Annotated in this window: 22 protein-coding genes; 10 read left to right on the top strand and 12 right to left on the bottom strand. The window is 63.3% G+C overall.

Features of this window, described 5'->3' with window-relative positions:
• Position 1: 1 nt before the first annotated feature.
• From trbL to DX905_RS13690, 9 genes are all read right to left on the bottom strand, one after another.
• Positions 2-1294, bottom strand: coding sequence for a P-type conjugative transfer protein TrbL (gene trbL / locus DX905_RS13730; protein ID WP_116091849.1), 1293 nt, complete (start codon positions 1292-1294; stop codon positions 2-4).
• Positions 1295-1328: 34 nt separating this feature from the next.
• A complete protein-coding gene (trbJ, locus tag DX905_RS13725; RefSeq protein ID WP_116091848.1) occupies positions 1329-2084 on the bottom strand; it encodes a P-type conjugative transfer protein TrbJ in 756 nt (251 codons plus the stop codon).
• A complete protein-coding gene (gene trbE / locus DX905_RS13720) occupies positions 2081-4528 on the bottom strand; it encodes a conjugal transfer protein TrbE (RefSeq protein WP_116091847.1) in 2448 nt (815 codons plus the stop codon). Before trbE ends, trbJ begins: the two co-directional genes overlap by 4 nt.
• Positions 4522-4782, bottom strand: a complete 261-nt coding sequence (locus DX905_RS13715; RefSeq protein ID WP_116091846.1) for a VirB3 family type IV secretion system protein — start codon at positions 4780-4782, stop codon at positions 4522-4524. The genes trbE and DX905_RS13715 overlap by 7 nt, the downstream gene beginning before the upstream one ends.
• The gene (locus DX905_RS13710) at positions 4779-5114 is read right to left on the bottom strand and encodes a TrbC/VirB2 family type IV secretion system protein (protein ID WP_205412262.1); all 336 of its coding nucleotides are present in this window, start codon (positions 5112-5114) and stop codon (positions 4779-4781) included. Before DX905_RS13710 ends, DX905_RS13715 begins: the two co-directional genes overlap by 4 nt.
• A complete protein-coding gene (trbB, locus tag DX905_RS13705) occupies positions 5111-6094 on the bottom strand; it encodes a P-type conjugative transfer ATPase TrbB (RefSeq protein ID WP_116091845.1) in 984 nt (327 codons plus the stop codon). Before trbB ends, DX905_RS13710 begins: the two co-directional genes overlap by 4 nt.
• Positions 6091-6495: a CopG family transcriptional regulator gene (locus DX905_RS13700; protein ID WP_116091844.1), complete on the bottom strand. Its 405-nt coding sequence runs from the start codon at positions 6493-6495 to the stop codon at positions 6091-6093. The genes trbB and DX905_RS13700 overlap by 4 nt, the downstream gene beginning before the upstream one ends.
• 7 nt (positions 6496-6502) lie before the next feature.
• On the bottom strand, positions 6503-8521 hold the full coding sequence (locus DX905_RS13695; protein ID WP_116092562.1) for a conjugal transfer protein TraG: 2019 nt from the start codon (positions 8519-8521) through the stop codon (positions 6503-6505).
• Positions 8522-8719: 198 nt separating this feature from the next.
• Positions 8720-9625, bottom strand: coding sequence for a HEPN domain-containing protein (locus tag DX905_RS13690; RefSeq protein WP_116091843.1), 906 nt, complete (start codon positions 9623-9625; stop codon positions 8720-8722).
• 404 nt (positions 9626-10029) lie between these two features.
• Here DX905_RS13690 and DX905_RS13685 point away from each other — a divergent pair, with 404 nt between their 5' ends.
• The 4 genes from DX905_RS13685 (at position 10030) to DX905_RS16125 (ending at position 13979) form a co-directional block, all read left to right on the top strand.
• A complete protein-coding gene (locus tag DX905_RS13685) occupies positions 10030-10719 on the top strand; it encodes a hypothetical protein (RefSeq protein WP_162875646.1) in 690 nt (229 codons plus the stop codon).
• A 136-nt stretch (positions 10720-10855) separates the two neighbouring features.
• Positions 10856-11275, top strand: a complete 420-nt coding sequence (locus DX905_RS16470; RefSeq protein ID WP_116091841.1) for a MarR family winged helix-turn-helix transcriptional regulator — start codon at positions 10856-10858, stop codon at positions 11273-11275.
• Positions 11276-11277: 2 nt separating this feature from the next.
• Positions 11278-12330, top strand: coding sequence for a protein kinase domain-containing protein (locus DX905_RS13675; protein WP_116091840.1), 1053 nt, complete (start codon positions 11278-11280; stop codon positions 12328-12330).
• A gap of 485 nt (positions 12331-12815) precedes the next feature.
• On the top strand, positions 12816-13979 hold the full coding sequence (locus tag DX905_RS16125; protein WP_205412261.1) for a hypothetical protein: 1164 nt from the start codon (positions 12816-12818) through the stop codon (positions 13977-13979).
• 64 nt (positions 13980-14043) lie between these two features.
• On the opposite strand, the gene DX905_RS13665 is transcribed toward DX905_RS16125, so the two are convergent.
• Positions 14044-14400 carry a helix-turn-helix domain-containing protein gene (locus DX905_RS13665; protein ID WP_116091838.1) on the bottom strand — a complete coding sequence of 119 codons (357 nt, stop codon included), beginning with the start codon at positions 14398-14400 and terminating at the stop codon, positions 14044-14046.
• Positions 14401-14493: 93 nt separating this feature from the next.
• On the opposite strand from DX905_RS13665, the gene DX905_RS13660 reads away from it, so the two are divergent.
• Genes DX905_RS13660 through DX905_RS13650 form a run of 3 tightly spaced genes read left to right on the top strand, consistent with a single transcriptional unit; the run spans position 14494 to position 17335 of the window.
• Entirely contained in the window at positions 14494-15600 is a 1107-nt protein-coding gene (locus DX905_RS13660; RefSeq protein WP_116092561.1) for a multiubiquitin domain-containing protein, read from the top strand.
• Positions 15600-16982, top strand: a complete 1383-nt coding sequence (locus tag DX905_RS13655; RefSeq protein ID WP_116091837.1) for a ThiF family adenylyltransferase — start codon at positions 15600-15602, stop codon at positions 16980-16982. The genes DX905_RS13660 and DX905_RS13655 overlap by 1 nt, the downstream gene beginning before the upstream one ends.
• A complete protein-coding gene (locus DX905_RS13650; RefSeq protein WP_116091836.1) occupies positions 16979-17335 on the top strand; it encodes a ubiquitination-like system serine protease family protein in 357 nt (118 codons plus the stop codon). Before DX905_RS13655 ends, DX905_RS13650 begins: the two co-directional genes overlap by 4 nt.
• Positions 17336-17568: 233 nt before the next feature.
• On the opposite strand, the gene DX905_RS13645 is transcribed toward DX905_RS13650, so the two are convergent.
• Positions 17569-20109 carry an NACHT domain-containing protein gene (locus DX905_RS13645; protein WP_162875643.1) on the bottom strand — a complete coding sequence of 847 codons (2541 nt, stop codon included), beginning with the start codon at positions 20107-20109 and terminating at the stop codon, positions 17569-17571.
• A gap of 481 nt (positions 20110-20590) precedes the next feature.
• Here DX905_RS13645 and DX905_RS13640 point away from each other — a divergent pair, with 481 nt between their 5' ends.
• Entirely contained in the window at positions 20591-20800 is a 210-nt protein-coding gene (locus DX905_RS13640; RefSeq protein WP_116091834.1) for a hypothetical protein, read from the top strand.
• An 812-nt stretch (positions 20801-21612) separates the two neighbouring features.
• Here the strand turns inward: DX905_RS13640 and DX905_RS13635 are convergent.
• Positions 21613-22389 carry a hypothetical protein gene (locus tag DX905_RS13635; protein ID WP_162875642.1) on the bottom strand — a complete coding sequence of 259 codons (777 nt, stop codon included), beginning with the start codon at positions 22387-22389 and terminating at the stop codon, positions 21613-21615.
• A 277-nt stretch (positions 22390-22666) separates the two neighbouring features.
• Here DX905_RS13635 and DX905_RS13630 point away from each other — a divergent pair, with 277 nt between their 5' ends.
• Together DX905_RS13630 and DX905_RS13625 are read left to right on the top strand one after the other, a co-directional pair.
• On the top strand, positions 22667-23326 hold the full coding sequence (locus tag DX905_RS13630) for a response regulator transcription factor (protein WP_116091832.1): 660 nt from the start codon (positions 22667-22669) through the stop codon (positions 23324-23326).
• Positions 23326-24657: a sensor histidine kinase gene (locus tag DX905_RS13625; RefSeq protein ID WP_116091831.1), complete on the top strand. Its 1332-nt coding sequence runs from the start codon at positions 23326-23328 to the stop codon at positions 24655-24657. The genes DX905_RS13630 and DX905_RS13625 overlap by 1 nt, the downstream gene beginning before the upstream one ends.
• Positions 24658-24777 lie beyond the last annotated feature (120 nt).

Here is a 24777-nt window from a genome sequence, read left to right as displayed (position 1 = left end):
CTCACTCCTCCTTTTCACGGATGTCGGGCGCCGCCGAGGCGCCGCCACGATCGCCCTCGCGCAGCGTCTGGACGGCGGCCTGGCCGTGATGGCGCGCCTCCTGCCGCCGCATGGCCGTCGCCCAGGCAGGCGCGGTCGGTTGCGGCGTGCCGGGGGCGGCGGGGCCGTGGCCGGCCATGGCATTCCACGCGGCGTCGCGCCCGCGGTTGGCCGCCGCGCGCAGGCCGAGGCCCTCGCTGACCGAGCCGCGCGCAGCATTGCCGGCGGCGCGCGCCACGCCATGCATGCCGGCACCGAAGCTGTTCGAGCCCGACGCGGTCTGGCCGAGTTCGTAGGCGGCATGCGCCGCCGCCGCCATGGTGGTTCCGGCGCGCACCGCGGAAAGCGCCCCGCCGCCGGCGGCACGCACCGCGCCCACCGTCGCCAGCCCGCCGAGCGCGGTCACCCCTGCCGCCCCGGCGGCGGTGCCCAGCGCCGCCCCTGCGCCGAGCTGGGGTGCGCCTGCGACCAGGCCGGAGGCGATGCCGGGCCCGAAGATGCCGAGGCCGAACAAGGTGAGCGAGGCCAGCGCGAGGCTCATCGCCTGCGCGATGTCGGGTTCCTGCCCGTTGAGGCTGTCGGTGAAGTCGCTGAAGATATTGGATCCGATGCCGACGATCACCGCCAGCACCATCACCTTGATGCCGGACGAGACGACATGGCCGAGCACGCGCTCAGCCAGGAAGGCGGTGCGATTCCACAAGGCGAACGGCACCAGTACGAAACCGGCGAGCGCGGTCAGCTTGAACTCGAGGATGGTGACGAAAACCTGCACCGCCAGGATGAAGAAAGCGAGGATCACCAGCCCCCAGGCGAACAGCAGGACGATGATCGTCAGGAAATTGTCGAAGAAGGTGGTGAAGCCCGCCAGCTTCGAAATCTGATCAAGCAGCGGCCACGCCGCGGTGAAGCCGGTGCCCGCGAGGGTCCCGGGCTGGAGCAGCTGATCGGAGGTCATGCGGCCGCCGCCGGCGGTGAGGCCCGCCGCCGCGAACGACCGGAAGATGATGTCGGCGAGCGTGGAGAATTGGTTGATGATGTAGGCGAACGCGCCGACGTAGAGGATCTTGCGGATCAGGCGTGCGAGCACGTCGCTCTCGCCTCCCATCGCCCAGAACAGGCCGGCAAGCGTGATGTCGATCCCGATCAGCGTCGCGGTCAGGAATCGCACGTCGGGTCCGAGCAGACCGAAACCGCTGTCGATGTAGCGGATGAAGGTCTGCAGGAATTGATCGATGACGTTGATGTCGCGCACGTTGTCCGACCTCTACGTGGAGAAAAGTGCCGGTTTATTGCGGCGTGTAGATGTGCCCGTTGCCGATGAAGCGCCGGGTGGCATTGCGCGCATCGCTCGCGCTCTGCGCGCGCGCCTGCCGCTCGATCGCCTGTGCCCTGAATTGCGCCGCGATCAGGTTCTGGATCTGGAACTGCTGCTTGGACGCGAGTGCCAGCAGCTGGTTCGTCACCTGCGCCGCCTCAAGCCCGCCTTGCGCCCCCTGGCTGCGCGCGATCAGGGCCGCGAGCGTCGGCGCATCGTCCTGGACCGCGGTGACGATCTCGCTCTGCACCTGCATCGTCTGGCGGAAAGCGGCGGTGGCGGCGTCGAGCCGCGCCTTGGCCTGCACGGCAAGCGCGGCCGAACTCGTGTCGGTCGGCGGCGATTGCGGGAACAGCCGGTCGAACTGGCCGTCGAGATCGCCGGCCTTGAACGTGATCCCCTGCCCCTGCCCCATCAACTTGTCGATCGCGGTGAGCGACTGGGTGAGGCGCTCCACCTCGGGGAAGCTCGCCTGCTTGAGGTTGCGCGCCATATTGGCCAGCATCGTCGTCTGGTTCTGGAGCGCCTGGATCTGATTGTTGATCTGCTGCAGCGCGCGCGCGGCGGTGAGCGCATTCTGCGCATAATTGCCGGCATCGAACACGGTGAGCTGCGCATGCGCCGATGGACAATGCGGCCCGCCCACCACCGCCAGGCCGACACCGCCAATCGCAGCAATCGCGGCCAGGCCGATGCGGCGGTCGCGCACGAAGTTTAGCACAGTCATAAACCTTCTCCTTTTGGGGATACGGGGGACGAGAAGTCGGCAGCCATGCGCGCGGCCCAGCCGAGGCCGGCGGCGGTGAGGAATGCTGCGAGGAAGCCGGTGCGCCCGCCGGCCTCGAGCGCGGCATCGATATGCCTTTGGCTGTCCGCGCCGCTGCTGCCGCACAGGGCCAGCCCGACCGGTCCCAGTCCCAGTTCGAACAGGCGGTTACCCCGCGCCGACTGCAGGTAATAATGCCGCTTGGGCGTCGCCCGCGCGATGAGCGTGAGCTGGCGCTCGTTGAGCCCGAACCGCTGGTAGGCGGCCTGCGACTGCGGCTCGCTCGCGCGATCGTTGGGCAGGAAGATGCGCTGCGGGCAGCTCTCGATGATCGCAGGCGCGATGCTGCTCGCCGCTATGTCGGCCAGACTCTGGGTGGCGAAGACGACGGCGACGTTGCGCTTGCGCAGGGTCTTCAGCCACTCGCGGATGCGCCCGGCGAACAAAGGATGGTCGAGGAACAGCCACGCCTCGTCCAGCATCAGCAAGGTCGGGCGCCCGTCGAAGCGCGCCTCGAGCCGGTGGAACAGGAAGGACAGGACCGGCGCGACCAGCCCCGGCGTGGCCATCAGCGCTTCCATCTCGAAACATTGCAGGTCCGCACCGCGCAGGGATTCGTCCGCGGCATCGAGCAGCGCGCCATAGGGCCCCTCGAGCGTGAACGGCTGCAGTGCGGCCCGCAGCGCATTGGACTGCAGCACCATCGACAGGCCGGTCAGCGTGCGCTCGTGCATGGGGGCGGAGGCGAGGCTGGTGAGCGCGGTCCAGAGCGCATCCTTGTGATCGGGCGTGAGCGGCACGCCCTGCTGCTCGATCAGCGCGCCGATCCACTCCGCCGCCCAGGCACGTTCGGCGTCCCCGCCAATGTCGCGCAGCGGCTGGAAGGCGAGACCCTGATCGTCGGCCGCGACGCCCAGCATATGATGGAGGCCGCCACCGGCGAGCACGGCCCCGCGCGCGGAGCGTCCCTTGTCGAACAGGATGACCTGCCCGCCCGCATAGCGCCGGAACTGAAGCGCCATCAGCGCCAGCAGCACCGACTTGCCCGCGCCCGTCGGACCGACCACCAGCATGTGGCCGACATCGCCAACGTGCACCGCCAGCCGGAACGGGGTCACCCCGTCGGTCTGCGCGTAGAGCAAGGGTGGCGCGGCGAGGTGCCGGTCGCTGGCGGGCCCGGCCCAGGCGGCCGACAGCGGCATCAGGTGCGCGAGGTTGAGCGTGTGCACCGGCGGCTGGCGGACATTGGCGTAGACGTGGCCGGGCAAAGACGACAGCCAGGCTTCGACCGCATTGACGCTTTCGCGCATGGCGACGAAGCCGAGGCCGTTCACGATCCGCTCGACCTCGCGCAGCTTGGCGGCGAGCGCCTCGCCCGAGCGGTCGGCGAGCGTGATGGTGGTGGTCAAATAACCGAAGGCGACATGGTCGCCGCCGAGCTCCTGCAACGCGAGATCGGCGTCGACGACCTTGTTGTCGGCGTCGCTGTCGAGCAATTGCGCCGGCTGGTTGTACATCACCTCGCGCAGCAGCGCGGTGACCGACTTGCGCTTGTTGAACCATTGCCGGCGGATGCGGGTGAGCGCGCGGCTCGCCGCCTTCTTGTCGAGCGCGAGGAAGCGCGTCATCCAGCGATATTCGAAGCCTAAATGGTTAAGCGCGTCGAGCAGCCCCGGGCGGCTTAGGTTGGGAAAGCCGGTGATGGTGAGCGTCGCCAGATGCATGTCGCCGAGGCGCGGCGCGAGCCCGCCGGTCAGCGGCGTGTCGGCGAGCAGGACGTCGAGATAAAAGGGCGTCTCGGGCAACCGCACCGCATGGCGCCGGGTCGAGATTGCGCCATGGAGGTAGGTCAGGGTCTCGTCGGCCGACATCAGCCGGATCTCGGCGAGAACGTGATCGAGCAGGTCGAACAAGCGCAGGCTCTCGGCGACGAAGCGGGCGAGCTCGGCGCGCCAGTCGCGCGCCTTGGCGCCGTCCGGCCGCTGGACCAGCGAGCGGCCGGCCGCGTCCTCGGCATCGGCCGGCGGCAGCCACAACAAGGTCGCGATGTAGCGGCTTTCGAAATGCGCGCCCGCCGCCTCGAACGCGGCGCGGCGCTCCTCGTCGACCAGCCAGGAGGCGGGCTCGGGGAAGTCGCTGGCGGGATAGGCCTGCGCCTCCACCCGCGATGCCTCAAAGAAGAAGGCCCAGCCCGAGCCGAACCGCTTGAGCGCGTTATTGACGCGCGCGCAGACCGCGATCAGTTCGACGTCGCTCGCGCTTTCCAGGTCCGGGCCGCGATAGGCGAAGCTGCGCTGGAAGCTGCCATCCTTGTTGAGGATGACGCCGGGCGCCACCATCGCCGCCCACGGCAGATGGTCGGCGAGGCGGTCGGCGCGCTGGCGATATTCGGCGAGCTTCAGCACGACCAGTAGCTCCGCTGGCGCAGGTGGCGCAGCAGCACCGGCAGGAAGTCGGCGTCGCGCCGCGCCGCCATCACGCACAGGCTATGGCCGACCACCCACAATACCAGCCCCGCCACCAGCTGCTGAAGGCCGAGCCCGACGGCGGCGGCGGCGGTACCGGTGACGATCGCGAGCCCACGCGGCGCGCCGCCGAGCAGGATCGGCTGGCCGAGGCTGGCGTGGATCGGCACCTCGAGACCTTCAGGCGCGCTCATGCGACCAGCGCTCCGCCGCCGAAGCTGAAGAAGGACAGGAAGAAAGAGGAGGCGGCGAACGCGATCGACAGGCCGAACACGATCTGGATGAGGCGGCGGAATCCACCGGCGGTCTCGCCGAAGGCGAGCGTCAGGCCGGTGGTGATGATGATCATCACCGCCACGATCTTGGCGACCGGGCCCTGGACGGATTCGAGCACCTGCTGGAGCGGCTGCTCCCACGGCATGCCCGAGCCGCTCGCATAAGCGGGCGCGGTGCCATTGAGGGCGATACCGATGCCGACACCGGTGAGGAACAGGCGGGCATGGCCGACACGATGCTGCATGGTCATTCTCCTTGAGCTGAGGGATCGGGGGAAAGGTCGGTGAGCGCGTAGCTGCCGTCGGCGGCGAGGCCGGCGACGCGCACGAGACTGTCGATCCGGCGCGAGGCGCCGCGACCGGCGACGAACACGATCAGCTCGATCGCCTCGGCGATCATCTGGCGCGGCACCGTGACGACCGCTTCTTGGACGAGCTGCTCGATCCGCAGCAAAGCCGCAGGCGCGCTGTTGGCGTGGATCGTGGCGATCCCGCCCGGATGGCCGGTATTCCAGGCCTTGAGCATGTCGAGCGCCTCAGGCCCGCGCACCTCGCCGACGATGATCCGGTCGGGCCGCAGCCGCAGTGTCGAGCGGACGAGGTCGGCCATGGTGACGAAGCCGGCGCGCGTCCTGAGCGCGACCGTGTCGAGCGCCGGGCAGCGCAATTCGCGCGTGTCCTCGATCAGGATGACACGCTCGTCGAGACTGGCGAGTTCGTGCAGCAGCGCATTGACGAGCGTGGTCTTGCCCGAGCTGGTGCCGCCGCAGACGAGGATGTTCTGGCGGTGGATCACGGCGAGCGACAGCAGGCGCGCCATGCCGTCCGACATGATGCCGTCGCTCACATAATCGGCGAGCGTATAGAGGCGCTGCGCGGGCTTGCGGATCGAGAAGCAGGGCGACGCCGCGACCGGCGGCAGCACGCCTTCGAAACGCTCGCCGGCATGGCCGCGCTCGGCCGGGAGTTCGGCCGAGACGATCGGCGCGGTCGCATTGGCTTCGGCCCGGACGTGGCTGGCGACAAGGCGCACGATGCGCTCGATCTGGCCGGCGTCGAAACGCACGCCGGTATCGCTGCGGCCATGGCCGAGCCGGTCGAGCCGGAGCGCGCCATCGGGGTTGACCATCACCTCCATCACCAGCGGGTCGGCCAGGGCCGAGGCGATGGTCGGGCCGAAGGCGGTGCGCAGCATGGCGCGGCGCCGTTCCTCGCTGGCGGCCGCGGTCACGACGCCGCCTTCGCCGGCTCCGGCTCGCGCAGCGTGCGCTTGCCCGAGGCAAGCTGGCGCCCGACCTGGCCGATGAATTTCTCGAACCGGTCGCGCCCGACCGCGAGCGCGGCGGTGTCGGCTTCAGGCAGCGGCGCGGTCACCAGCAGCTGGTAGCGCACGAACAAGGCGAAGCTTTCGAGCAGGATGTCGAGATCGCGCGCGATGCGCGCCTGGTCGCGCGACATGCGGTCGAGCCGCAGCTTGAGCATGTCGTCGAGCTGGCTGGAGGCGCGCCGCGCGAGCCAGCCGGCGAGCGCGTCATTGACGATGCGCGACTTGTTGCCGCCGGGGCCGGCGGCAAGCGCCTCCAAGGCGTCGGTGACCTTGCGGTCGAGATAGAGGTTCTGGCGGACCTTCATCACCGGCTCACAGGTCCGGCACGAGGTCGCGATCGGCCTCGCGTGCGCCATAAGCGCGTTGCACGGGGGACAAGCCGCCGGCCTGCTCGAAGGCGCGCGCATCGGCAGGCGCGGTCTCGTCGTCCTCGTGCAATGCCAGCTGGCCCGGATCGGCCTCCGCCACCGCCCAGGGCTGCGCGTCGTCAAGCGCCGGCGAGCGTTGCTGCTCAAGCCCGCCCTCCCCGTCCCCGAAGCCGTCCGCAGCGGCGGGCTCTCGCGCAGCATCGGGCGCGACCACGCATGTTTCCCAGTCATGCCCGCGCCGGCGCGGGCGATCGGTATAGGAACCGTCGGCGAGCAGAGGCGCGGGCAGCAGCCGCGCGGTAAAGCTGCGGTCTTCATAATAACGCAGCTTCGAGGCGCGGATCGGGGGGCAGCCGGAGACGAGCACGAGTTCGTCGCTTGCCGGCAGTTGCATGACCTCGCCCGGCGTCAGCAGCGGGCGCGCGGTTTCCTGGCGCGAGACCATGACGTGGGCGAGCCACGGCGCGAGCCGATGGCCGGCATAATTGCGCATCGCGCGCTGCTCGGTGGCGGTGCCGAGCGCGTCCGAGATGCGCTTAGCGGTGCGCTCGTCATTGGTCGCGAACGCCACCCGCACATGGCAATTGTCGAGGATCGAATTATGCTCGCCATAGGCCTTCTCGATCTGGTTGAGGCTCTGCGCGATCAGGAAGGCGCGGATGCCGTAGCCCGCCATGAAGGCGAGGCTGGTCTCGAAGAAGTCGAGCCGGCCGAGCGCGGGGAATTCGTCCAGCATCATCAGCAGCTGATGGCGCCGCGCGCCGTGGCCATGGTCGAGCCGCTCGGTCAGCCGGCGGCCGATCTGGTTGAGCAGGAGCCGCATCAAAGGCTTGGTGCGGCTGATGTCGGATGGCGGGATCGCCAGATAGAGCGACAGCGGCCGCGCGCCTTCGATCAGGTCGGCGATGCGCCAGTCGCAGGTGGCGGTGACCGCGGCCACGGTCGGATCGCGATAGAGGCCGAGAAACGACATCGCGGTCGACAGCACGCCGGAACGCTCATTGTCGCTCTTATTGAGCAATTCGCGCGCGGCCGAGGCGACCACCGGGTGGACCTGCGGGCGTTCGGGCGTGCCGAGATGGTTGGTGGTCATCATCTGGCGCAGCGTGGCGACGAAGCTGCGGTCGGGATCGGACAGGAAGGTCGCGACGCGGGCGAGCGTCTTGTCTTCTTCGGCATAGAGAATGTGGAGGATGGCGCCGACCAGCAGCGCGTGGCTGGTCTTCTCCCAATGGTTGCGCCGCTCGAGCGCGCCTTCCGGGTCTACCAGGATATCCGCGATATTCTGGACGTCGCGCACCTCGTCGGCGCCGCGCCGTACCTCGAGCAGGGGATTGTAGCGCGCCGAGCGCGGGTCGGTCGGATTGAACAGCAGGCAGTGCGAGAACAGCGCGCGCCAGCCGGCGGTCAGCGTCCAATTTTCGCCCTTGATGTCGTGGATCACCGCCGAGCCGGTCCACGAGAGCAGGGTCGGGACGACCAGCCCGACGCCCTTGCCCGAGCGGGTCGGCGCGAACGCCATGACATGTTCAGGCCCTGCGTGGCGCAGGTAGCGTCCCTCCAGGCAGCCAAGCACCATGCCGCTGTCGCCATGCAGCCCCGCATGCTCGATCTCGCGCGATGAGGCCCAGCGCGCCGAACCGTAGGTGGTGACCCGGTGCGTCTGCCGCGCCCGCCACAGCGAGCCGGCCATCGCCGCGGCGCAGCCGAGGAAGCCGCTCGCGCCGGCAAGCATTCCGGCGCGGTCGAACACCGGCCGGGCATAGGCATCATAATGATACCACCAGCGAAACAGCGCCCACGGCCGGTAGAGCGGCCAATGCCCGAGTACGAGCCAGGGCGAGCCCAGCTCGGGTTGATAGGCGAGCATCGACGCGGCCCACTGTGTTGCGGCCCACAATCCCGCGAGCACGATCGCAAGAACAATGAGGATTTGGCCGATCAGCAGCTTGGTGGGCGTCACGTCGATGCTCCCGCCGGACATCAGCCGGCAGGTAAGGACTGGCCGATCAGGCGAAAAAACTGAACGGTGACGATAGGCCCGGAAGGGCTATCAAGGGGTAAGTAGGGCTATCAACGGCTACCGCCGCTCACCGCCATTGCCCGTCAAGGTGAGTTCTCGACGGGCAGCGGCGCCGACCCGGGGATCCGGTGGCACTTCCTATTGTGGGGCTTGACCCTCAAGCTCGGCCAGCCGCTCGTTGCACAAGCGCGCAACGAGATCGCGGAGCCGGGCAATGGCTGACGCCAGCGCCTCAAGATCCTCAGGCGTGATCGTGTAGCTGGCCGAGTAGCGCGCCTCGACGTAGGCGCGCTTCAGCCGCTCGAAACGGGCGCGATCGATCTTGGTGGTGCGCGGCCAGGCCTCGACCAGACGGGGCTCCTCGTCCTCCGCCAAGGAGCGGAGGAACTTGATGTTGTGCGAGCGCGGGAAATACAGCGTCCGCACGAGTAGGAAGCAGATGTAGAGCCGCTCGGTGGCTTGATGCAACATGAAGGCCGCATCACGAAGCACTCCGTTGTCGACACTGGTGCCGAAGAGCGATTGAGCGTGATCGGCAAGCGGGAGCCAGTAGTCGAAATACTCTTGAGCCATCCGATGGGCGTCGCGCGACGTGAGCGGCATCGGCATGGCAAGCGCGTGGCCGGGCATATCGTAGAGCGCTATCCCGTCACGCGCGATGTCAGTCCAGAAATATTCGCCGCGCTTGAGACCGTTATTCACCTCGTCGAGCGAATGGACGATGATGTTGACCGGCCGGCCGATGGCGGGATCGCGGGCGATGCGATCCTCGGCGACATACCAATAGTCTGCGATGTCGGTTAGATCCTCATGACTGACGATGATCAGCAGATCGAAGTCGGACTGGTAGCCATTATCGGGTTCGTCGACCCAATCGGCACGCGCGTAGCTGCCGAACAGGATGATCTTGTAGACTTTGCCCCCGCGTTTGTGCGGCTGGGTGGCGGTGCGAATGGCGCCAGCAAACTCTTCCTGCAGGATCTCGCGCACGCGTTCCAGTTCGCGCTGTTGCCGCTCAGGCAGATGGTCAAATTCGCTACGCATGGTCAGGTGGATTCTGGCATGTGCCTCCCGGATGGCAAGACCAATCGGTCCGCCCCGTTCGGTAGTACGTGACCTCCTACCATGCCGTTCACCGCGACGAGAGTAGGATCATTGACCCGGGTAGCGGCGAAGATTGGGGGAGAACGGACGGTCCGCTTTCCGGCGCCGAGGCCGCGTTCTCGGCCGTTCGTTCAGACGGCATCGGAAGACAGCTAAGCGCCCTAATTACGGTCATTGCAACGCCATATTGCGAACCCGAAACCGGTCGTTGCTCTATCAGTCCGTCCCCCATTCTTGTATATCAGGCGGAACACGCGCTTTGGCGTCCAGGCGGCGCACGATTGTCAGGGGATTGGGTGGCGTCGTCACGAAAAGGCTCGATCAGACAACGGAGCGACGCCTTCTTGGCTGAGCGTCTTCAGTCGATCCTAATCAACGCAGCAGATGGTCGCCGTAGTATCGGGGATGACAATCAGTATCCCAACCTCAGGCGCGAGTTGCTTCGGCGCGTAAGAGCAGCGCCCCAGCTTCTCACGACGCATCCCACGGTCGATTCCTTCACCGCCCGTATCAAAGGCGTCAACGGCAAGCCCGCTCGAGTCCAGATGGTGCGGGATGAGTTCTCTGCGCTGATGGCAGCGTTGCCGGGACAAGATTCCACCGCCGTCGCTGCATCGGCGTGGACTGGCATCGAAAGCCGCACGGAGAAATTGCGGGCGGTGCGTAATCTCCTCCCGCTGGCGCAAGCGGCAGTCGAAGGAATGATCGTCAGCTTGTCTGATACAGGAGGTAACGGCGCACCACTCCTAGATGAGCGCGAGGAGGCAGTCGGGTATCTTCGCCAGCTTCACGGAACGCTTGGTGATCTGTTGGCGGCCGCCAAGACAGGCCATTTGGATGACGAACTTGGACAAGGTCTTGCGGCCGAAGCAGCTCGATACGCCACGAGAGCCGCTCGAGCACTGCGCGATGACCCGATGCCCTATATAACATCCGGATTGCTCCACGGGATATTGGCGGTCTGCGGGCTTCCAGCGGTCGGTAGCTTCCTCGGCGGAATAGCGCAGAACATCCGCAAGAACGCCGATCGCTAGTCCACCGCGCCTTGCCGCCAATTCTGCTTTGCGCCTCAGATTCGGTCGTTCGACCGATACACGGGTCGGCCCAGAAACTGCCGTTCGCTACTCGCGCCGCAGCCTCCGGTAAGGCTTAGGTCTTGGTTCCGACAGCATGCATGCAAGGCCGCTCGCAGTTGACTACAGTGCGGAAAAGTGTATCCACCCATTTATGGGTACAAACACTGAGGCTGATCGCTATGAACGAATGGCGCCCTTACGCGACGCTTTGCTCGAAGTGCAGAATGCGCTTAGCTTAGCCCAACTAGTCGCGCTGGTGACCATAGCAATGGAGCCCGGATTATCCGTCAACGACCTCGCAGAAAGACTTCGAATCCCCCAGCAATCGGCCAGCCGCTACGTAGCGGCACTCGCCGGCAGATATCAGCCGCTCTTGGCGGAATCGTCATTGGATCCGCTCATCGTGCAAACAATCAACGAAAGTGACCCTCGGAAGAGGGCTCTCTTTTTGACCCCGGCTGGTAGGCAGTTGATGTCTTCCATGTCGAGTGCCGTCGCAGAGACGAAGGAATAGCAATGTCCGCTGCCGACCAGTTAACCGGCCTGACGCTTGACAACGGCTGGATAGTTTCCAAGCATTTGGCCCGCAATCCAAACGGCACAGGCGGCACCTTTTCTCAAAGCTACGAAGTAGCGAATGGCGAAAAGCGCGGCTTTCTAAAAGCGTTCGACTTTTCAGAGGCATTCGATCCTGGCGTTGATACAGTCGAGGCTATTCGAATTCTCGTCGAGTCGTACAACCACGAGCGCGACATCCTTGATCATTGCAGCGACCGTCGCCTCTCGAATGTCGTGATCGCGATTGATCATGGCAGTGTACAGGTTCCTGGTCTCGGCCAAATGGAAGGGCGAGTTTTCTACCTGATTTTCGAGATGGCCGACAGCGATGTGCGCGTCCAAATGGACGTCACGAAACGGTTTGACGCCCTTTGGTGCATGCGGGCTCTGAAAGATGTGACTCTTGGTCTCTACCAAGTTCATAAGGAGATGATCGCACACCAAGACACGAAGCCCTCGAACGTGCTCGCTTACGGTAGTGATGGCTTCAAGATCGCAGATTTCGGCCGGTCATCTCGGAAGGGCCAATCGGTCCGTCATGACGGATTTACGATCGCGGGCGATCCTGCGTACGCGCCGCCGGAACTTCTCTACGGATATTTGCACCCAGATTTCGTTCCGCGGCGCATCGGCTGCGATTTATATATGCTTGGCAATCTTGCCTGCTTCCTATTTTCTGGCGTGAATGTCACTGCCAGCTTGCTGGCTGCTCTCGATCCTCAACATCATCCAACACAATGGGGTGGCACGTATCAAGAGGTTGTCCCCTATCTTCAAAACGCGTTCACGAAAGTGTTGAGCGACATAGCGCCGATGGTCGATGAAGCCATTCGGGATGATGTTATTCGACTCATTCAAGAGCAGTGCAATCCTGACGTCGGTCGCCGTGGTCACTCCAGGGCGATTGGTCACTCAAGCCAATACTCATTGCAGCGCCATCTGTCGCACCTCGATCTGGCCGCTAAGCGCTTGGAAATCCGGCTTCGCACACAAGGGCGCTTTGCCGCATGAACCCGTCGCCTTGGCAGACCCAGCGGAGGATGGTTCCGCGCTGGCGGAGCCTGACGGCCACTCTAAGATCCAACGAGCTCAGTGTCCCGATTGGCGCGGTTGCCAAATCAACCAATCCACCATCGATATCAGCATCGTTCTTGCGCAGCCTGGAGCGATGGAGCCTCGAGCCGAGTCTCGTAACCGCGGCGGAACTAGTTGAAGCAAGCATAGTCGAAGGCCGAGAAGGCGACGCTGTTGAAGCGGCGCGTCGTTTGGTGTCGATTGATAGGAACGCCGCTCCGCTGATAAGGGAGCAAGCGGCAAGCCTACTTGCTCGAACTGGAAACGCCGACGATATCCCGACACCCTTCGTCAGGCCGACGACTTCACACGTCAACCCTCGGCGCCTCACCCAACTCCACCCATATGATCCGCTCGCGTGGGTCGAGCTTGCGCTTCACCAAACCATCCGCGGCTCGTCGAAAGCTGCCGTGCGATCGATGATGATCGCGCTCAATCTCGCACCAAACAACCGGCACGTGCTTCGATCGGCGGCTCGCCTCTTTTTACATACAAACGATCCGGAACGCGCGCTCGCAATAATCGCGCGAAATTCCGCCACGAAGACTGACCCGTGGCTCATCGCCTCGGAAATTTCTCTTGCCCAGGTTGCAGATCGGGCTTCGCGATTTCTGAAAGCTGGTAGCTTAATGCTCTCTGATGCGAGCTCGCCCCCCCGGCAGATCACCGAGCTTGCCGGCGCAATTGCGACCGAAGAATTGGTTCATGGCAATCGCAGGAAGGCGAGGCGGTCGTTTACGCAAAGCCTCGCTGACCCCACTGGCAGCTCTCTCGCTCAGGGAGAGTGGGCAACATCTGCGCTCGGCGGAGAGCTCGTGAGCGAGAGCAGCCTTGATTCTACCTTTGAGAATGCAGAGGCAAAGGCCTTTCATCTTTTCCGGACGGGTCAATTGGCTCACGTACCGGGTGCCTGCATTCAGTGGGCGGAGAACGACCCATTTTCGGTGCGCCCATTTGAGTTTGGAGCAGTTACGGCGGGCCACATTGAGGATTTTGAGGTCGCAGTCCGGTTTGCCCAGCGCGGCCTCGAGCTGCGACCAACGCTGCCCAGCCTATTGAATGTAATGGCTTTCGCGGCGGCATCACTCAATCGAACCGAAGAGGCTGCCGCTGCTATGGCGAAATTCAAAGCGGCAGACGCGACCAGAGTGCAACAACTCGTCGCCGCGGCGAATAAGGGGCTGATTGCTTATCGCAACGGAGACGGTGCCGGAGGACGCGCTTCTTACTCGGAAGCAATCGAGGGTTTCCGTCGTGATGGTGAACACGAGTTGGCAGCCCGTGCGAAAATCTATCTTGCCCGTGAGGCCATGCTCGCCAAAACCAACGATTGGCAGGAGCTACTGAAGGAAGCCCAAGAGGCGGCCGGCAAATTCAAAGATTCTGAGATTATTCCGATCCTGCGGCGCGTCGAAAAAGGCGCAGAAGAACGACGTAGCAAAAGCCAGTCCGAGAAAACACCTATCATCAAAGCGGAAAAAAGCCCCGTTGTAAGCGTGCGAGTTTCGTTCTCCCCCGCTCAGCTTTCCCTGCCGCTGACTCAAGCTGACGGCAAGATCGCCGGCCGTCCGAAGGTGGCGCTATAGCCTAGCAGGTTGGGTGTGCCTTCACCGGGCTATTCGACCCAGCCGGTACTCTAAAATGTTATAACTAGGTCTTCGATAATGTTGCTGTTAGCCGCTGATAGGCGGCTGTGACCATGCCGATCATTGCTTCCCGGCCCTCGGAGTTCAGGCCAGCGTCAGCGTTCAAGAGCGTCGTGATTTGGGACAAAGCTTCCGGGCGTTGGCGTTCTCCGGTGACAAACTCGTCGGCTGACAATCCGGACCACGCGACAAGCGCAGCCATGCTGTCGACGTCTGGACGCTTGCCCTGTGCGATCCGCGTCAGCGTCGAGGCGCTGACCCCGGACTTCTCTGCGACCTGCTTCCAGTTCATCCGGCGGGCCGCGCGGGTCGTGTCAAGCGCCTGGTAGAAACTCCGCGCATCAAATTCGACATTCGGCATTCAATTTCACTCTTGCAATTATCAAATCTCGATTCCATATGAGACGTCAGTTGCAGGAATGCAATCGAAAACCGATCGTGAAAGGAGCCCATGATGGAACAGACCCTCACTTCGCCGAATGCCGCCCACGCCAACGTTGTCGACGTCGCCGGCACCGACCTCGTCTTCCGCCCGGTCCCGGTCACTGACCGCACGCCTACCGCACGGCAGGTGCTGGCAGCCATGAATCTCGCGCCCCACGATGAATATGTGGTGCTGCAGTGGCTGCCGGGCCGCGACATCGAGGAGGTCCGCCCGGAAGAGCTGGTCGACATGTCGGACGCGACCACGTCCAAGCTGATTATCGCCAAGTCGGACCGGACCTATCGCCTGATGCTGAACGATCATGCGCTTGAATGGCCGGAAGCCGAAATCACCGAGGAGGCGCTTCGCATCCTCGGTGCGATCGACGCCAGCCTGCAGATCTTCCTCACCCGCGACGACGAGGCGGACCGTCTGCTCGAGCCGGGCGACAAGGTGAACCTCCGCGCGGAGGGCGTCGAGACGCTCTACGCCAAGTCGAAGGAGTGGAAGCTAAACGTGCAGGGGGTGGTGATCGAGAGCGACGCGCCCGAGATCGTGGTCCGCGACGCGATCGCGAAGGCGGGCTTCGATGTCGAAACGAAGTGGATCATCATCCTGAAGACGGCGACCGAGAGGAAGCAGGTCGACCTGAACTACGTGATCGACCTGCGCGAGCCCGGCATCGAGAAACTGCGTCTCACCCCGCGCGAGATCAATAACGGGGAGGTCTCGGCGGGTTTCCGACGCGACTTCGCGCTGCTGCCGGCCGACCATGCGCGGCTCGACGAGCATGGCTACGATTGGATCGCGATGATCGAGAACGGTCGCCGCTGGCTGATCCTTCGCAACGTGCACCTGCCGGCCGGCTACAATCTGTCGGTGGCGACGATCGCGATGGAGGTACCCTCCGCCTATCCGATGGCGGAAATCGACATGTTCTACTGCTCGCCGCACCTCGCTCGCCTCGACGGACACATGATCCCGCAGACGCAGGTCAACGAGAGCATCGGCGGCCGCACCTTCCAGCGCTGGTCGCGCCACCGCGGTGCCCTGGCTCCTTGGGTGCCCGGGAAGGACAGCGTCGTCACCCACCTCCTCCTGATCGAAGAATCCCTGAACCGCGAAGTGGACAAGTGATGAGCCGTACCCTTGCTTTCTCGGGTGTGCTGCACGCGAAGGCAGCGGCGCACCTTCTTCCGAAGGATGGCTGCGAAGCCGCGGCCATCCTTCTCTGCTCGATGGGTCACGGGTCTGATGCTAACATGCTGGTCCGCGACGTCCTGCCGGTCCCGCATGACGAGTGCCCGGTGCGCAGGTCCGACTTCATCGTCTGGCCGGGGCAGCGGCTTTCCGATGCACAGTACCGTGCCGAGCAGGAGGGGCTGACGCTCGTGCTGATCCATTCGCATCCGGGCGGCTTCTTCGATTTCTCCGAAGCGGATGACGCGAGCGATGGCGTCGTCGTGCGGCATCTGTTCGACGGCTGGTGCGGCTCGGTGCCGGCGGTGATCGGCTCAGCCGTGATGGTTCCTGGCGGCGCAATCCGCGCGCGGTACTATTCACAGGGAGGCGAGTGGCACAACATGAACGTCCGCATCGCGGGCAGCGACATCCTCCATTATCGTCCGGGCAGCCGCGAGGCCTCGAGGCCGATGGCATTCGGCGACGGGATGTCGCTGGAGCTCCGCAGGCGCACGGCCTGCATCATCGGCGTATCGGGCACGGGCTCGATCACGGCGGAGCAGGCGGCAAGGCTCGGCTTCGGCCGCATCATCCTCATCGACTTTGATCGGATCGAGCGGAAGAACCTGAACCGCATCCTGAACTCGACCCTCGCCGATGCAGCTGGCGGCCTGCTGAAGGTCGAGATGTTCGAGAAGGCGATCGTCACTTACCGTGACGACGTCGAAGTGATCGCGATCAGCGACACGATCCTGTCGCGCGAGGCGGTGATCGCAGCGTCGCAGGCAGACGTGATTTTCAGCTGTGTCGACTCGTCCGAGGGACGCCAGATCGCAGACCTGATCGCTCAGGCGTATCTCATCCCGCTCATCGACATGGGCGTGACTATTCCGACCCGTCGAACGGTCGACGGCAAGCCGGCGGTGGCGGACGTGCTTGGTCGTATCGACTACGTCCAGCCTGGACGTTCGAGCCTTGGCAGCCGCGGGGTCTACACGCCGGAATCCCTGCGCGCCGAATATCTCGAGCGCGTTGCGCCGGAAGCGCATGCGGACGAGGTGGCGGAGGGATACATCAGGGGCACGCACACCGAGGCGCCGGGCGTGATCGCGCTCAACATGCGCGCCGCGTCGGGTGCGATGCTGGAATATGTCGCGCGCGCCTTCCCGTTCCGTCACGAGCCGAACGAGAACTATGCGCGCATTACGTTCAGCATGGCCGAGATGGAAGAAGACCACTTCGCGGAAGGCCACTTCGACGCCGCCAGGAGCAGCGTCCTCGGCATTGGCGCTATGGAACCGCTGCTCGGCCTTCCCAGCCTGGGGCTCGGCGGATGATCGGGTCGCTCCTTCGCCGCGTCCGTTTCTGGCTGAGTGGCTGGTTTCGACCGGCGCCGCCGGCGCGCTACGCTTTGGCTTATGTCGATAGCGACGAGCTTCCGAGCGTCATTCCCGACCGTACCGTCGTGGTGGCGCGGGAAGCCGGCGAACTGTGGTCGGCTGGTCTGATCTGCCCGTGCGGCTGCGGACGCAGGATCGAGCTCATGCTTCTGCCGAAGGTGAAGCCTCGGTGGGACATTCGGGAGAGCCAGAATGAGCGGCCGACGCTGTGGCCGTCCATCTGGGCGAATGACGGATGCCGGTCTCACTTCTGGCTTCGAGACGGCATGGTCGAGTGGTGCAAAGACTAACCGCGGAACGTCCACATACAGCTATTTTTTCCGGGAAGCTGTTAGTCCGCTAACGCCGCACTTGCGGTCAGATGCCGGACGGCGTGAGCTACGTCTGATCCTGGTCCGACAGCTGCCTTTCGCCTCTTGAGATTACGATCTGAGAAACGGACGCGGTCCCGCGGTGCTTGGGAACTAAATCCCCAGCCTCGGCCCCTCACGACGAATATTGCACAGCGCCGCCCGTCTCAATCCTAGCGATTTATCGGATCCTGCTTCTGGAGGGCGTCGCGCCGTTTCCGCAACCGAGCGAGATGCCGGCGTTTTGCGATGATCAATTGGGAGGACAATTCCACAGCCAACTCTCCTTGAACAGACGTTGACACGGTCTGCTCGAAGAGCCGACTGCATCCATCGATTTCAACAAGATCATAGATGAAGTCACAGGTCTCATCGCTGACATGCGGCCACTCCTGCTCCTGGTCGCACCGCATCAGGCGGTTAAGCAGGCGCCTAGCGAGAAAATATTCATAGAAGGAGGTGTGGACGAAGCTGAAGGCATCCTCGGCTGACCTCACTAGCAAGCTGGCATTACGCAGTTCCGTCTGCAGTAGGCCGCGCGCGTCGATATGGGATCGCAGCACCGACCGGATACCCGCCACGTTCTCAGCATAGTCATCGAACCAAAAATCCAGCGCGTCCGCCGAGATCGATGGCCTTCGATTTCGGTAGAGCTGCTCCGCCAGATGCTCGAGCAGCATCTGCCGGTCGGCGAATTTCAGGATCGGTCTTTTGTCATGGTCTCGCTCAAGGGCGCGCCTAAACAGGTGCCCGTAAATGCGCGCCACGTTCACCGGCCGGCCGGCGTTTATGTCATCGATCAGATCTCCGGCAATCTCGCTAATGTAACGGGCCATGATTGGCCTCTTGGCGAGGCCGGCGAGATCGTGCAGCGCCGCAATTGACGCGAAAGCCGCTTCGCCCTCTTTCGTGCCAAGGCTCTTACGGAAATATGACTGGATCTGCTCGGGCGTAAAGGGCGCCATGTAGATCGTCCGGATGGGATCGTGACCCTGGACCCGCTGCAGCCCTGCCATTCGGTCTCGGTCGCGAAGGATGCTCTCCTGCTCTGCAAAATCGCGAAAGAAATGCGTCCGGCACGTCAGCAGAATGCGGGTCGGACATTCCTCCCAGTCGACGCGCTTCAGCGCTCTGTCGGCCAGCCATGCGCGCGCCGGGATCAGCTCGAGCATGGTCCGGTATAGCGCGGACAGGCGCTCCACCCCGATGCGCGTGCCCACTTCGTCCAACCCGTCGAAGACGACGATACACCGCTCCGTGCGCAGGAAGTTGAGCAACTGGTCGGCATCGATCTGGTCACGGATATCGGGATGGAGCGACGCGCGAACGAGCGCCGCTAGTGATGGGGGCTCGCCGTGCCGATCGTAAATCGCGTTCAACCGGCGCAGGTCGAGATAGATCGGAACGGGCGCTGCCTCGTCGCATTCCTGGTCCCTTTTCTCGATAAGTCGGCGGACGAAAAGCTGGCTCGTCGTTGTCTTTCCGGACCCGAAACTCCCCAGGAGGGCAAAGACGCGATTTTTGGCCAAGCTACTGCATGCCCAACGAATGAGCAGGTCGATGCCATCGACCGCGTCGCCGCCGCCTTCCTTCGGCGTTAAGTAGGGATCCTCGGCGTTATCCTGCTCGACCACTATCTCGTAGTGGTTAAGCTGGGGCCTGTTCAGGAGCTGCGACCTCATCTCCAGATTGGACGCGCGCGCGTGCTTCGCCGGAATGAGGTATTCCTCCAGCGCCGAACAGATCTCGTCACGCACGCGGTTCACGAAGGCATCGCGCTCGGCGATCGACAGGTTCCATACCGTGAGAAGGTTGGGCACGTCTGGCTGCCACATCATGGGGAAGCATGGGACGTTGGCAAATCTGGGATCGCCGTGAGAAAACGAACCGGAGGATTGAATTAGCAAAAAGCGATTTCCGGCTGGCCCATCGGCGCTGAAATGTATCGACTCGCGCTTGCATTGTGCGCTGTCGTACCAGCGATCGCTGAGCAGGAAGATTGCAATCTCTGACCTTTTACATTCCTTGTCGGTCTGGGCTTCGAAGTGCCGGTTTCCTTTCATCGATAAATGATCAGCCCACAGACGGATATCGAACAGCTCCTTATATTTGTAAGGGAGGTGGCGAAGCTTGCGCTCGAGGTCAGCCGCGAATTCCTTGACGATGGCCTCGATTTTTTCGCTCTCGTGAGCATGCGACAGGAAAATCTGGACCAACCTTCGCTGCCCTAGCTCGCTGCCGGTGCCCTCACGGAACACCAGGGGGTCCACGATTTCCTCGACCAGGATTCCGGAATCCTCATTTGCAGAGCGCGCGGCCTGCACGCCCGCCCTTTGCCGAGCCCTCGCCTTTTCCCAGTCGGCATCGAAGCTCAGCTCGAAGGCGAACTTGCGTGAGCGCAGGGTAAAGGGCGTCCGCCCCCCGTAACGCTGCACGCCCAGTAGCCTCGCTGCATCATTTACCTGCTTGATGCGAGCGCGTTGCGTCTCAGCGGTTGGCGCGCTTCCCTCCGCCTCAGCCAGCTGACGGAGCACGTCGTTCTTGGCGGCCAAAAGGAGCGGCCCGCCTTGGCCCCCCTGAGACTTTCCGCAGGCCACGACCGCATCGAGCAACCGCCTTGGTGCGCGACCGAGAATGTCATCGAGTTGGTCGGCGATCCCAGGAGCTAGCACGAGCAATTCCTCCATCGCGTCAGCTTTTATCACGATTTTCACAATATCCAAAATTGTGAAAGGGACGATCGCACTGTCATGAATTATGCCCAGTGAACCTATCGACCTAAAGGCTTAGATGACCGCTTCCGATGAAGTTCCTCGCTCCTGGGAGAGATCACCAACTCTATCGCCAACAGCTCGGGCTCGGACGAATGAGCTGCGGCGATACGTCGGCATCCGACGCCCAAATAGGACCGCTCGGCCGCCAGTTTGCCGCGCGAGTGGTCAGATCAGTCGCTCACGACCAACGCCCTCTTGGTACTGGGGGGTAAGAACGAACGGCAGCTCTCGGGTTCGCCATTCGACGCGCTGAACGGCACACCTGGAGCGCAAAGCTGTCACGCCTTCTGGCTTAACGAGCGTCCGCTTCTGGAAAGCGGCGGAACACATCTGAACGTCCGAAAATGGGTCTTCACTGCCCCGAAGCTGCCAGTCGGCCTCTGCCGATTGCGGACATCTACGTGCTGGCGTAGCATCTCACGTGCCCACCGTAGAAGCCTTCGATGACAAAGACGCGCTAGAACCGCTTTTCACTGCGGAGTTCGAGTTTCTGCCCCGTGTCGGCGAATATTTGGCCCGCGATACCCCACCGGGCTATTTCGTACATCACAAGGTCGTCGAGATCTGGCATCGACAGGACACCGAAGATGGCGTGTTCCGCGCTTGCATCCGCCTCGAAATAGACGACTGACGGACGTCCGCTCACCTCCCAGCGGTCCCCATTCGGCTGCCAAGTTGGCCTTTCGCCGAGATGAGCCAATGGCTGGTTTATGGAAGCCAGATAAAGGGACTGAATGGCCGAGTATGGGTCTGCACTGCCTCGAGCTGGCCGCCGGCTTTCGCCCAGTTGCGGACATTTCGGCCTTCTGAAATGCTATCCAGATGTGGAGTGCTGATCACCTGTGGAGCCTTTCCAATCCGGGGCCCGGCACGATGCTCCTCTGGCTGGAGCCGTGGGCAGAGGAGTTCGAGGTTCCTGCTCGATCGACGGTGACACTGCTTCCGTGCGGCGGGCCTGATAACTGCCCGCTTGGTCAGGTAGAATGGGCCGCGGACCATCTAGTTGTATGGGCAACCGCGCAGACTGTCGCCGTTTCAATCGATGGCATGCTTCAGCATTCGGGTTCGAGGACGATCCCTATCCCGCACGGCTTGAACAAGGAAGTGCTCGGAATCCTTTTTGCGGATCAGCCTGCTGCAAGACTCGGAGGCACCGGTTGGCTGGCGATCAAGCTACCAAGTTGGTGGCAGCGAACGAGGCGCCGCCTGGGGCTATAGTGTCACCGTCGCATGGCCGCTGCAGTGTCCGCTCACCATCACTCTGCGCCGTTAAGCCTACGCGTCGTAGGCCCCGATGGCGGCTATTTAGCCGAGATGAACAAATGGCCGCTTTCGGGAAGCGCTAAGTTGCCGCTGAACGTCTGCTTGTGGGTCCGATACGCCCTTGGGCCAGCCTGCGCAGGGACTGGCCGAGGAGCAGCAAATCCCCTCCTCGGCCCGCTGTCACATCTTGTACGCGGTATAGCTTGTGGTCGTGCCGCGCTTCTTATCCTCGGTCTTGATCCTCAAGCTCTTCCCGTTGGGGGCAAGAACGAGCGTCATGACGCTCATCACTTCGGTGCCAAGCAAATCGGTCTCCACGAACGAAGTCGGCGTGCCCTTGAGCCTCACGCCGGTCCACCCCGGGTCGCCTGTGACCGGCGCCTGGGGACCATTCAGCTTGGCTGTATAGGCTGCGCCCTGGAGGGATTTGAACGTCACCATGTCACCCTTGGTGCCGAAAGTGACAGTCAGGCCACTGTCGGACACATCCGCGTCGTTGGTCTCGACCCACGCACCGGAAAAAGCATGTGCTCCCTTCGGCGCCGCCCCCACGCGTCGCATCACGCTCCGGCCGGTGACGGCTGTGCCATTGGTGGCCGTGCGATCGACGAAGCTGGTCGTCGCGGTCTTGCCGTCCGCAGATACGGTGCGGGTCAGTTCGCTGACGACCTTGCCGTTTTTGCGCATCACCGACTTGAGCGAGCGCGCATCGACTATGGTGACCGCCATCTCATCGTAATAAGGCCGGTCGGTGAGTTTGTGGAACTTGCCGTCGCTCGGGATCGTGGTCGGCGGCACGCAACTGCAATGATAGGTGCCATCCTTGACGAGGTAGGAGGTCGGCTTCGACGGCAATTGGGCGGATTTGACGTCCACCTTCCAGGTGCCGTCTATCGACGCGGCTAAAGCCGGTGATGCGAAGACAAACGCAAGTGCGATCGCATAAGATTTAACCATGAGATTCTCCCCTTTGAACAGGACCGCGGGTCCGGGCACCCCGACGTGGATGGACGCGGTATAATCGTTCGTGCTTGACCGACCCCGTCGTCTACCCCGCCTAATTGCCCGAACCCCCAAGACCGCCTGCTGACGGCTGCAATGGACAAGCTGCCCGATTGCACCTCGAACAGCTTCAGCATCGAATAGAGGGGCCGCGACGAACGGACGTAGGGCAGTGCCCTACAAGCAAATCATTTTCCTCGTTCAATATGCTATCGCTCATCCTGGACAGCTCATGACGACCACTCCGTTTCGCCTGCTGATCATCGATGATCACCCCGTACTGCTCTACGGGTTGAGGCTGCTGCTTGACGGCAGTGCCTGCTTCGCAATCTGTGCCGAGGCAACGACGGCGGCGGACGCGCTTGCTCAGGCCGAAGCCCACCAGCCGGACTTCATCATCGCTGATCTCGTCATGGGCGGGCGCGACGGAATTTCCATGATCGAAGATTTGACGACAGTCTCTCGCGCTCGCATCCTGGTCTACTCCAGTCACGACGAACTCACCTATGCCCAGCTGTCGATACGCGCGGGCGCCAAAGGTTATATCTCCAAGAACGAACCACTGAGCAACGTCGAACAGGCACTTCATCTGATCGCGGGAGGAGACATAGCGGTCGCCCCGAAAGTGCAGGCGCAACTCATGCGCGAAATCGGCGGTGGAATGCCTCGCGCAGAGGGCGTAGCCGCGCTTTCGATGCGGGAGCGGCAGGTTCTCGCTTTGATAGCCGACGGGCTGGATCTCGCCGCGATTTCGCGCACCCTCTCACTCAGCCCGAAGACCGTGGGCACCTACCGCGACCGCCTTAAGATCAAGCTCGGCCTCGACAGTCTGCGCGCGCTGGAACGCTTTGCCGACAATGTTTCTGCCGACCGTCTCCGGCAGCCCTCCTGATGGGGGCGATCGGTGCCGCTCTGGGGCGCGTCTTCGACTATGATCCCGACGCTGAGGCTGCCGTGCCATTCAGCCAGGTCGCGGCGCACATCAACCTTCGCCGATTGGCGCTCGCCGCATCGCTGGGCCTGCTCCAGCTGACGTTCGAGATTTACCTTGGTCTGGTCGGGCCGTGGGAAACGGATACGACCATCTGCCTGGCCAGCGTGCCGGTTGAGGCAGCGTTGCTGCTCGTCGCGGCCAGACGGCCCTCCTGGCTAAGTCGCCCGCTCCATCAAAATGCCCTTGCGATCTTTTCGGTCCTATTTGGCTTGGGAATGGCCATCGCGGCAACCGCATCCCTTGCGATGCACGGCCGGCTGGTGAGCGGTTATTCCTTGATGGTGCTAGCCTTGGCGATCCTATTCGTCTTTCCGCTGCGGACGTTACTCATCATCCTGGGATCGGCCACGCTACTGTACATCATCGCGATCCAAGGCGCCCCGGTTTCGGAATATGAGAAGCTGGTGGCGGCGACCAATGCGTCGCTCGCGACCGTGGTCGGGATCGCCGGCGGATGGCTGATTCACAGCGCGCGAGAACGCGATTATCTGCAGCGCCAGCTAATCCATGCGCAGGCCCGTCAGCTCGAATCGCGCAAACAGCAACTCGATGAGTTAATGGCCATCACCGCGCACGATCTGCAAAGCCCGTTGCTCGGCCTTTACAACCTCTTCGAGCTTACCATCGAGAAATCCGCCTCGAATCCAACTCTACCGGTCCGGGTATTGCGGGATAGCCAGCCCAGCATCCGATCGATGCTGGAACTGGTGCGTCGATTATTGCTGGCGCACAATGCGGAGCAAGATTCTAGCACGCCTTCCTTGCTTGAAGACATGCGTCTGCACGTGGCGGCGGCGGTTGAGCGTGCGAGTCCAAGTGCCGAGAGCGCTTGCGTGTCGCTGGCGCTCGTTCTTGAAGCCACACCGGCGTGGGCGATCTTCGATCCGATAGCGATAGGCCAGATTTGCGATAATCTCATCGCAAACGCCATCAAGTTCAGCCCCGCTAATGGCCAGGTGACGGCGCGATGCGTCTGCTCGGATGGCGCGGTGTCGGTCACCATAACTGACAATGGTCCCGGCGTGGCGGAGGAGTTCCGGCCCTTCCTCTTCCAAAGGCGCTTGGGCAGGGGTACCGCTCCACGCTACGGCCAGCCAGGTTCGGGTCTGGGTCTTTTCATAGCCAGCACACTTGCCGCCAGAAACCGTGCGAGCATCTCCCACACGTCCCTCCACCCCCATGGCGCCCTTTTCGAGCTTAAGCTTCCGCACGAAGAGATCTCCACGTAACAGCCGTTTGCCTGGGCATTGACGGACTGGCGTCTCCACATGGACGCGTGCCTAAGCGCAGGGCGGATTTGGGCACAGGAGCGGGCGATATTCTCACATGAACGGGCGTCCGGTTCCGGA

It is taken from the genome of Sphingomonas crusticola (genome assembly GCF_003391115.1).
Lineage (GTDB): Bacteria > Pseudomonadota > Alphaproteobacteria > Sphingomonadales > Sphingomonadaceae > Sphingomonas_I > Sphingomonas_I crusticola.
This window is presented reverse-complemented; position numbering and strand designations above follow the sequence as displayed.

Coding starts and splice junctions, on each gene's coding strand:
- DX905_RS16470 (WP_116091841.1), top strand. CDS start 10,856: ATGCATGCAAGGCCGCTCGCAGTTGACTACAGTGCGGAAAAGTGTATC.
- DX905_RS13650 (WP_116091836.1), top strand. CDS start 16,979: ATGATCGGGTCGCTCCTTCGCCGCGTCCGTTTCTGGCTGAGTGGCTGG.
- DX905_RS13635 (WP_162875642.1), bottom strand. CDS start 22,389: ATGGTTAAATCTTATGCGATCGCACTTGCGTTTGTCTTCGCATCACCG.
- DX905_RS13660 (WP_116092561.1), top strand. CDS start 14,494: ATGGAACAGACCCTCACTTCGCCGAATGCCGCCCACGCCAACGTTGTC.
- DX905_RS13715 (WP_116091846.1), bottom strand. CDS start 4,782: ATGAGCGCGCCTGAAGGTCTCGAGGTGCCGATCCACGCCAGCCTCGGC.
- DX905_RS13690 (WP_116091843.1), bottom strand. CDS start 9,625: ATGCGTAGCGAATTTGACCATCTGCCTGAGCGGCAACAGCGCGAACTG.
- DX905_RS16125 (WP_205412261.1), top strand. CDS start 12,816: ATGATCGCGCTCAATCTCGCACCAAACAACCGGCACGTGCTTCGATCG.
- DX905_RS13710 (WP_205412262.1), bottom strand. CDS start 5,114: ATGACCATGCAGCATCGTGTCGGCCATGCCCGCCTGTTCCTCACCGGT.
- DX905_RS13625 (WP_116091831.1), top strand. CDS start 23,326: ATGGGGGCGATCGGTGCCGCTCTGGGGCGCGTCTTCGACTATGATCCC.
- DX905_RS13665 (WP_116091838.1), bottom strand. CDS start 14,400: ATGCCGAATGTCGAATTTGATGCGCGGAGTTTCTACCAGGCGCTTGAC.
- DX905_RS13700 (WP_116091844.1), bottom strand. CDS start 6,495: ATGAAGGTCCGCCAGAACCTCTATCTCGACCGCAAGGTCACCGACGCC.
- DX905_RS13675 (WP_116091840.1), top strand. CDS start 11,278: ATGTCCGCTGCCGACCAGTTAACCGGCCTGACGCTTGACAACGGCTGG.
- trbJ (WP_116091848.1), bottom strand. CDS start 2,084: ATGACTGTGCTAAACTTCGTGCGCGACCGCCGCATCGGCCTGGCCGCG.
- DX905_RS13655 (WP_116091837.1), top strand. CDS start 15,600: ATGAGCCGTACCCTTGCTTTCTCGGGTGTGCTGCACGCGAAGGCAGCG.
- DX905_RS13630 (WP_116091832.1), top strand. CDS start 22,667: ATGACGACCACTCCGTTTCGCCTGCTGATCATCGATGATCACCCCGTA.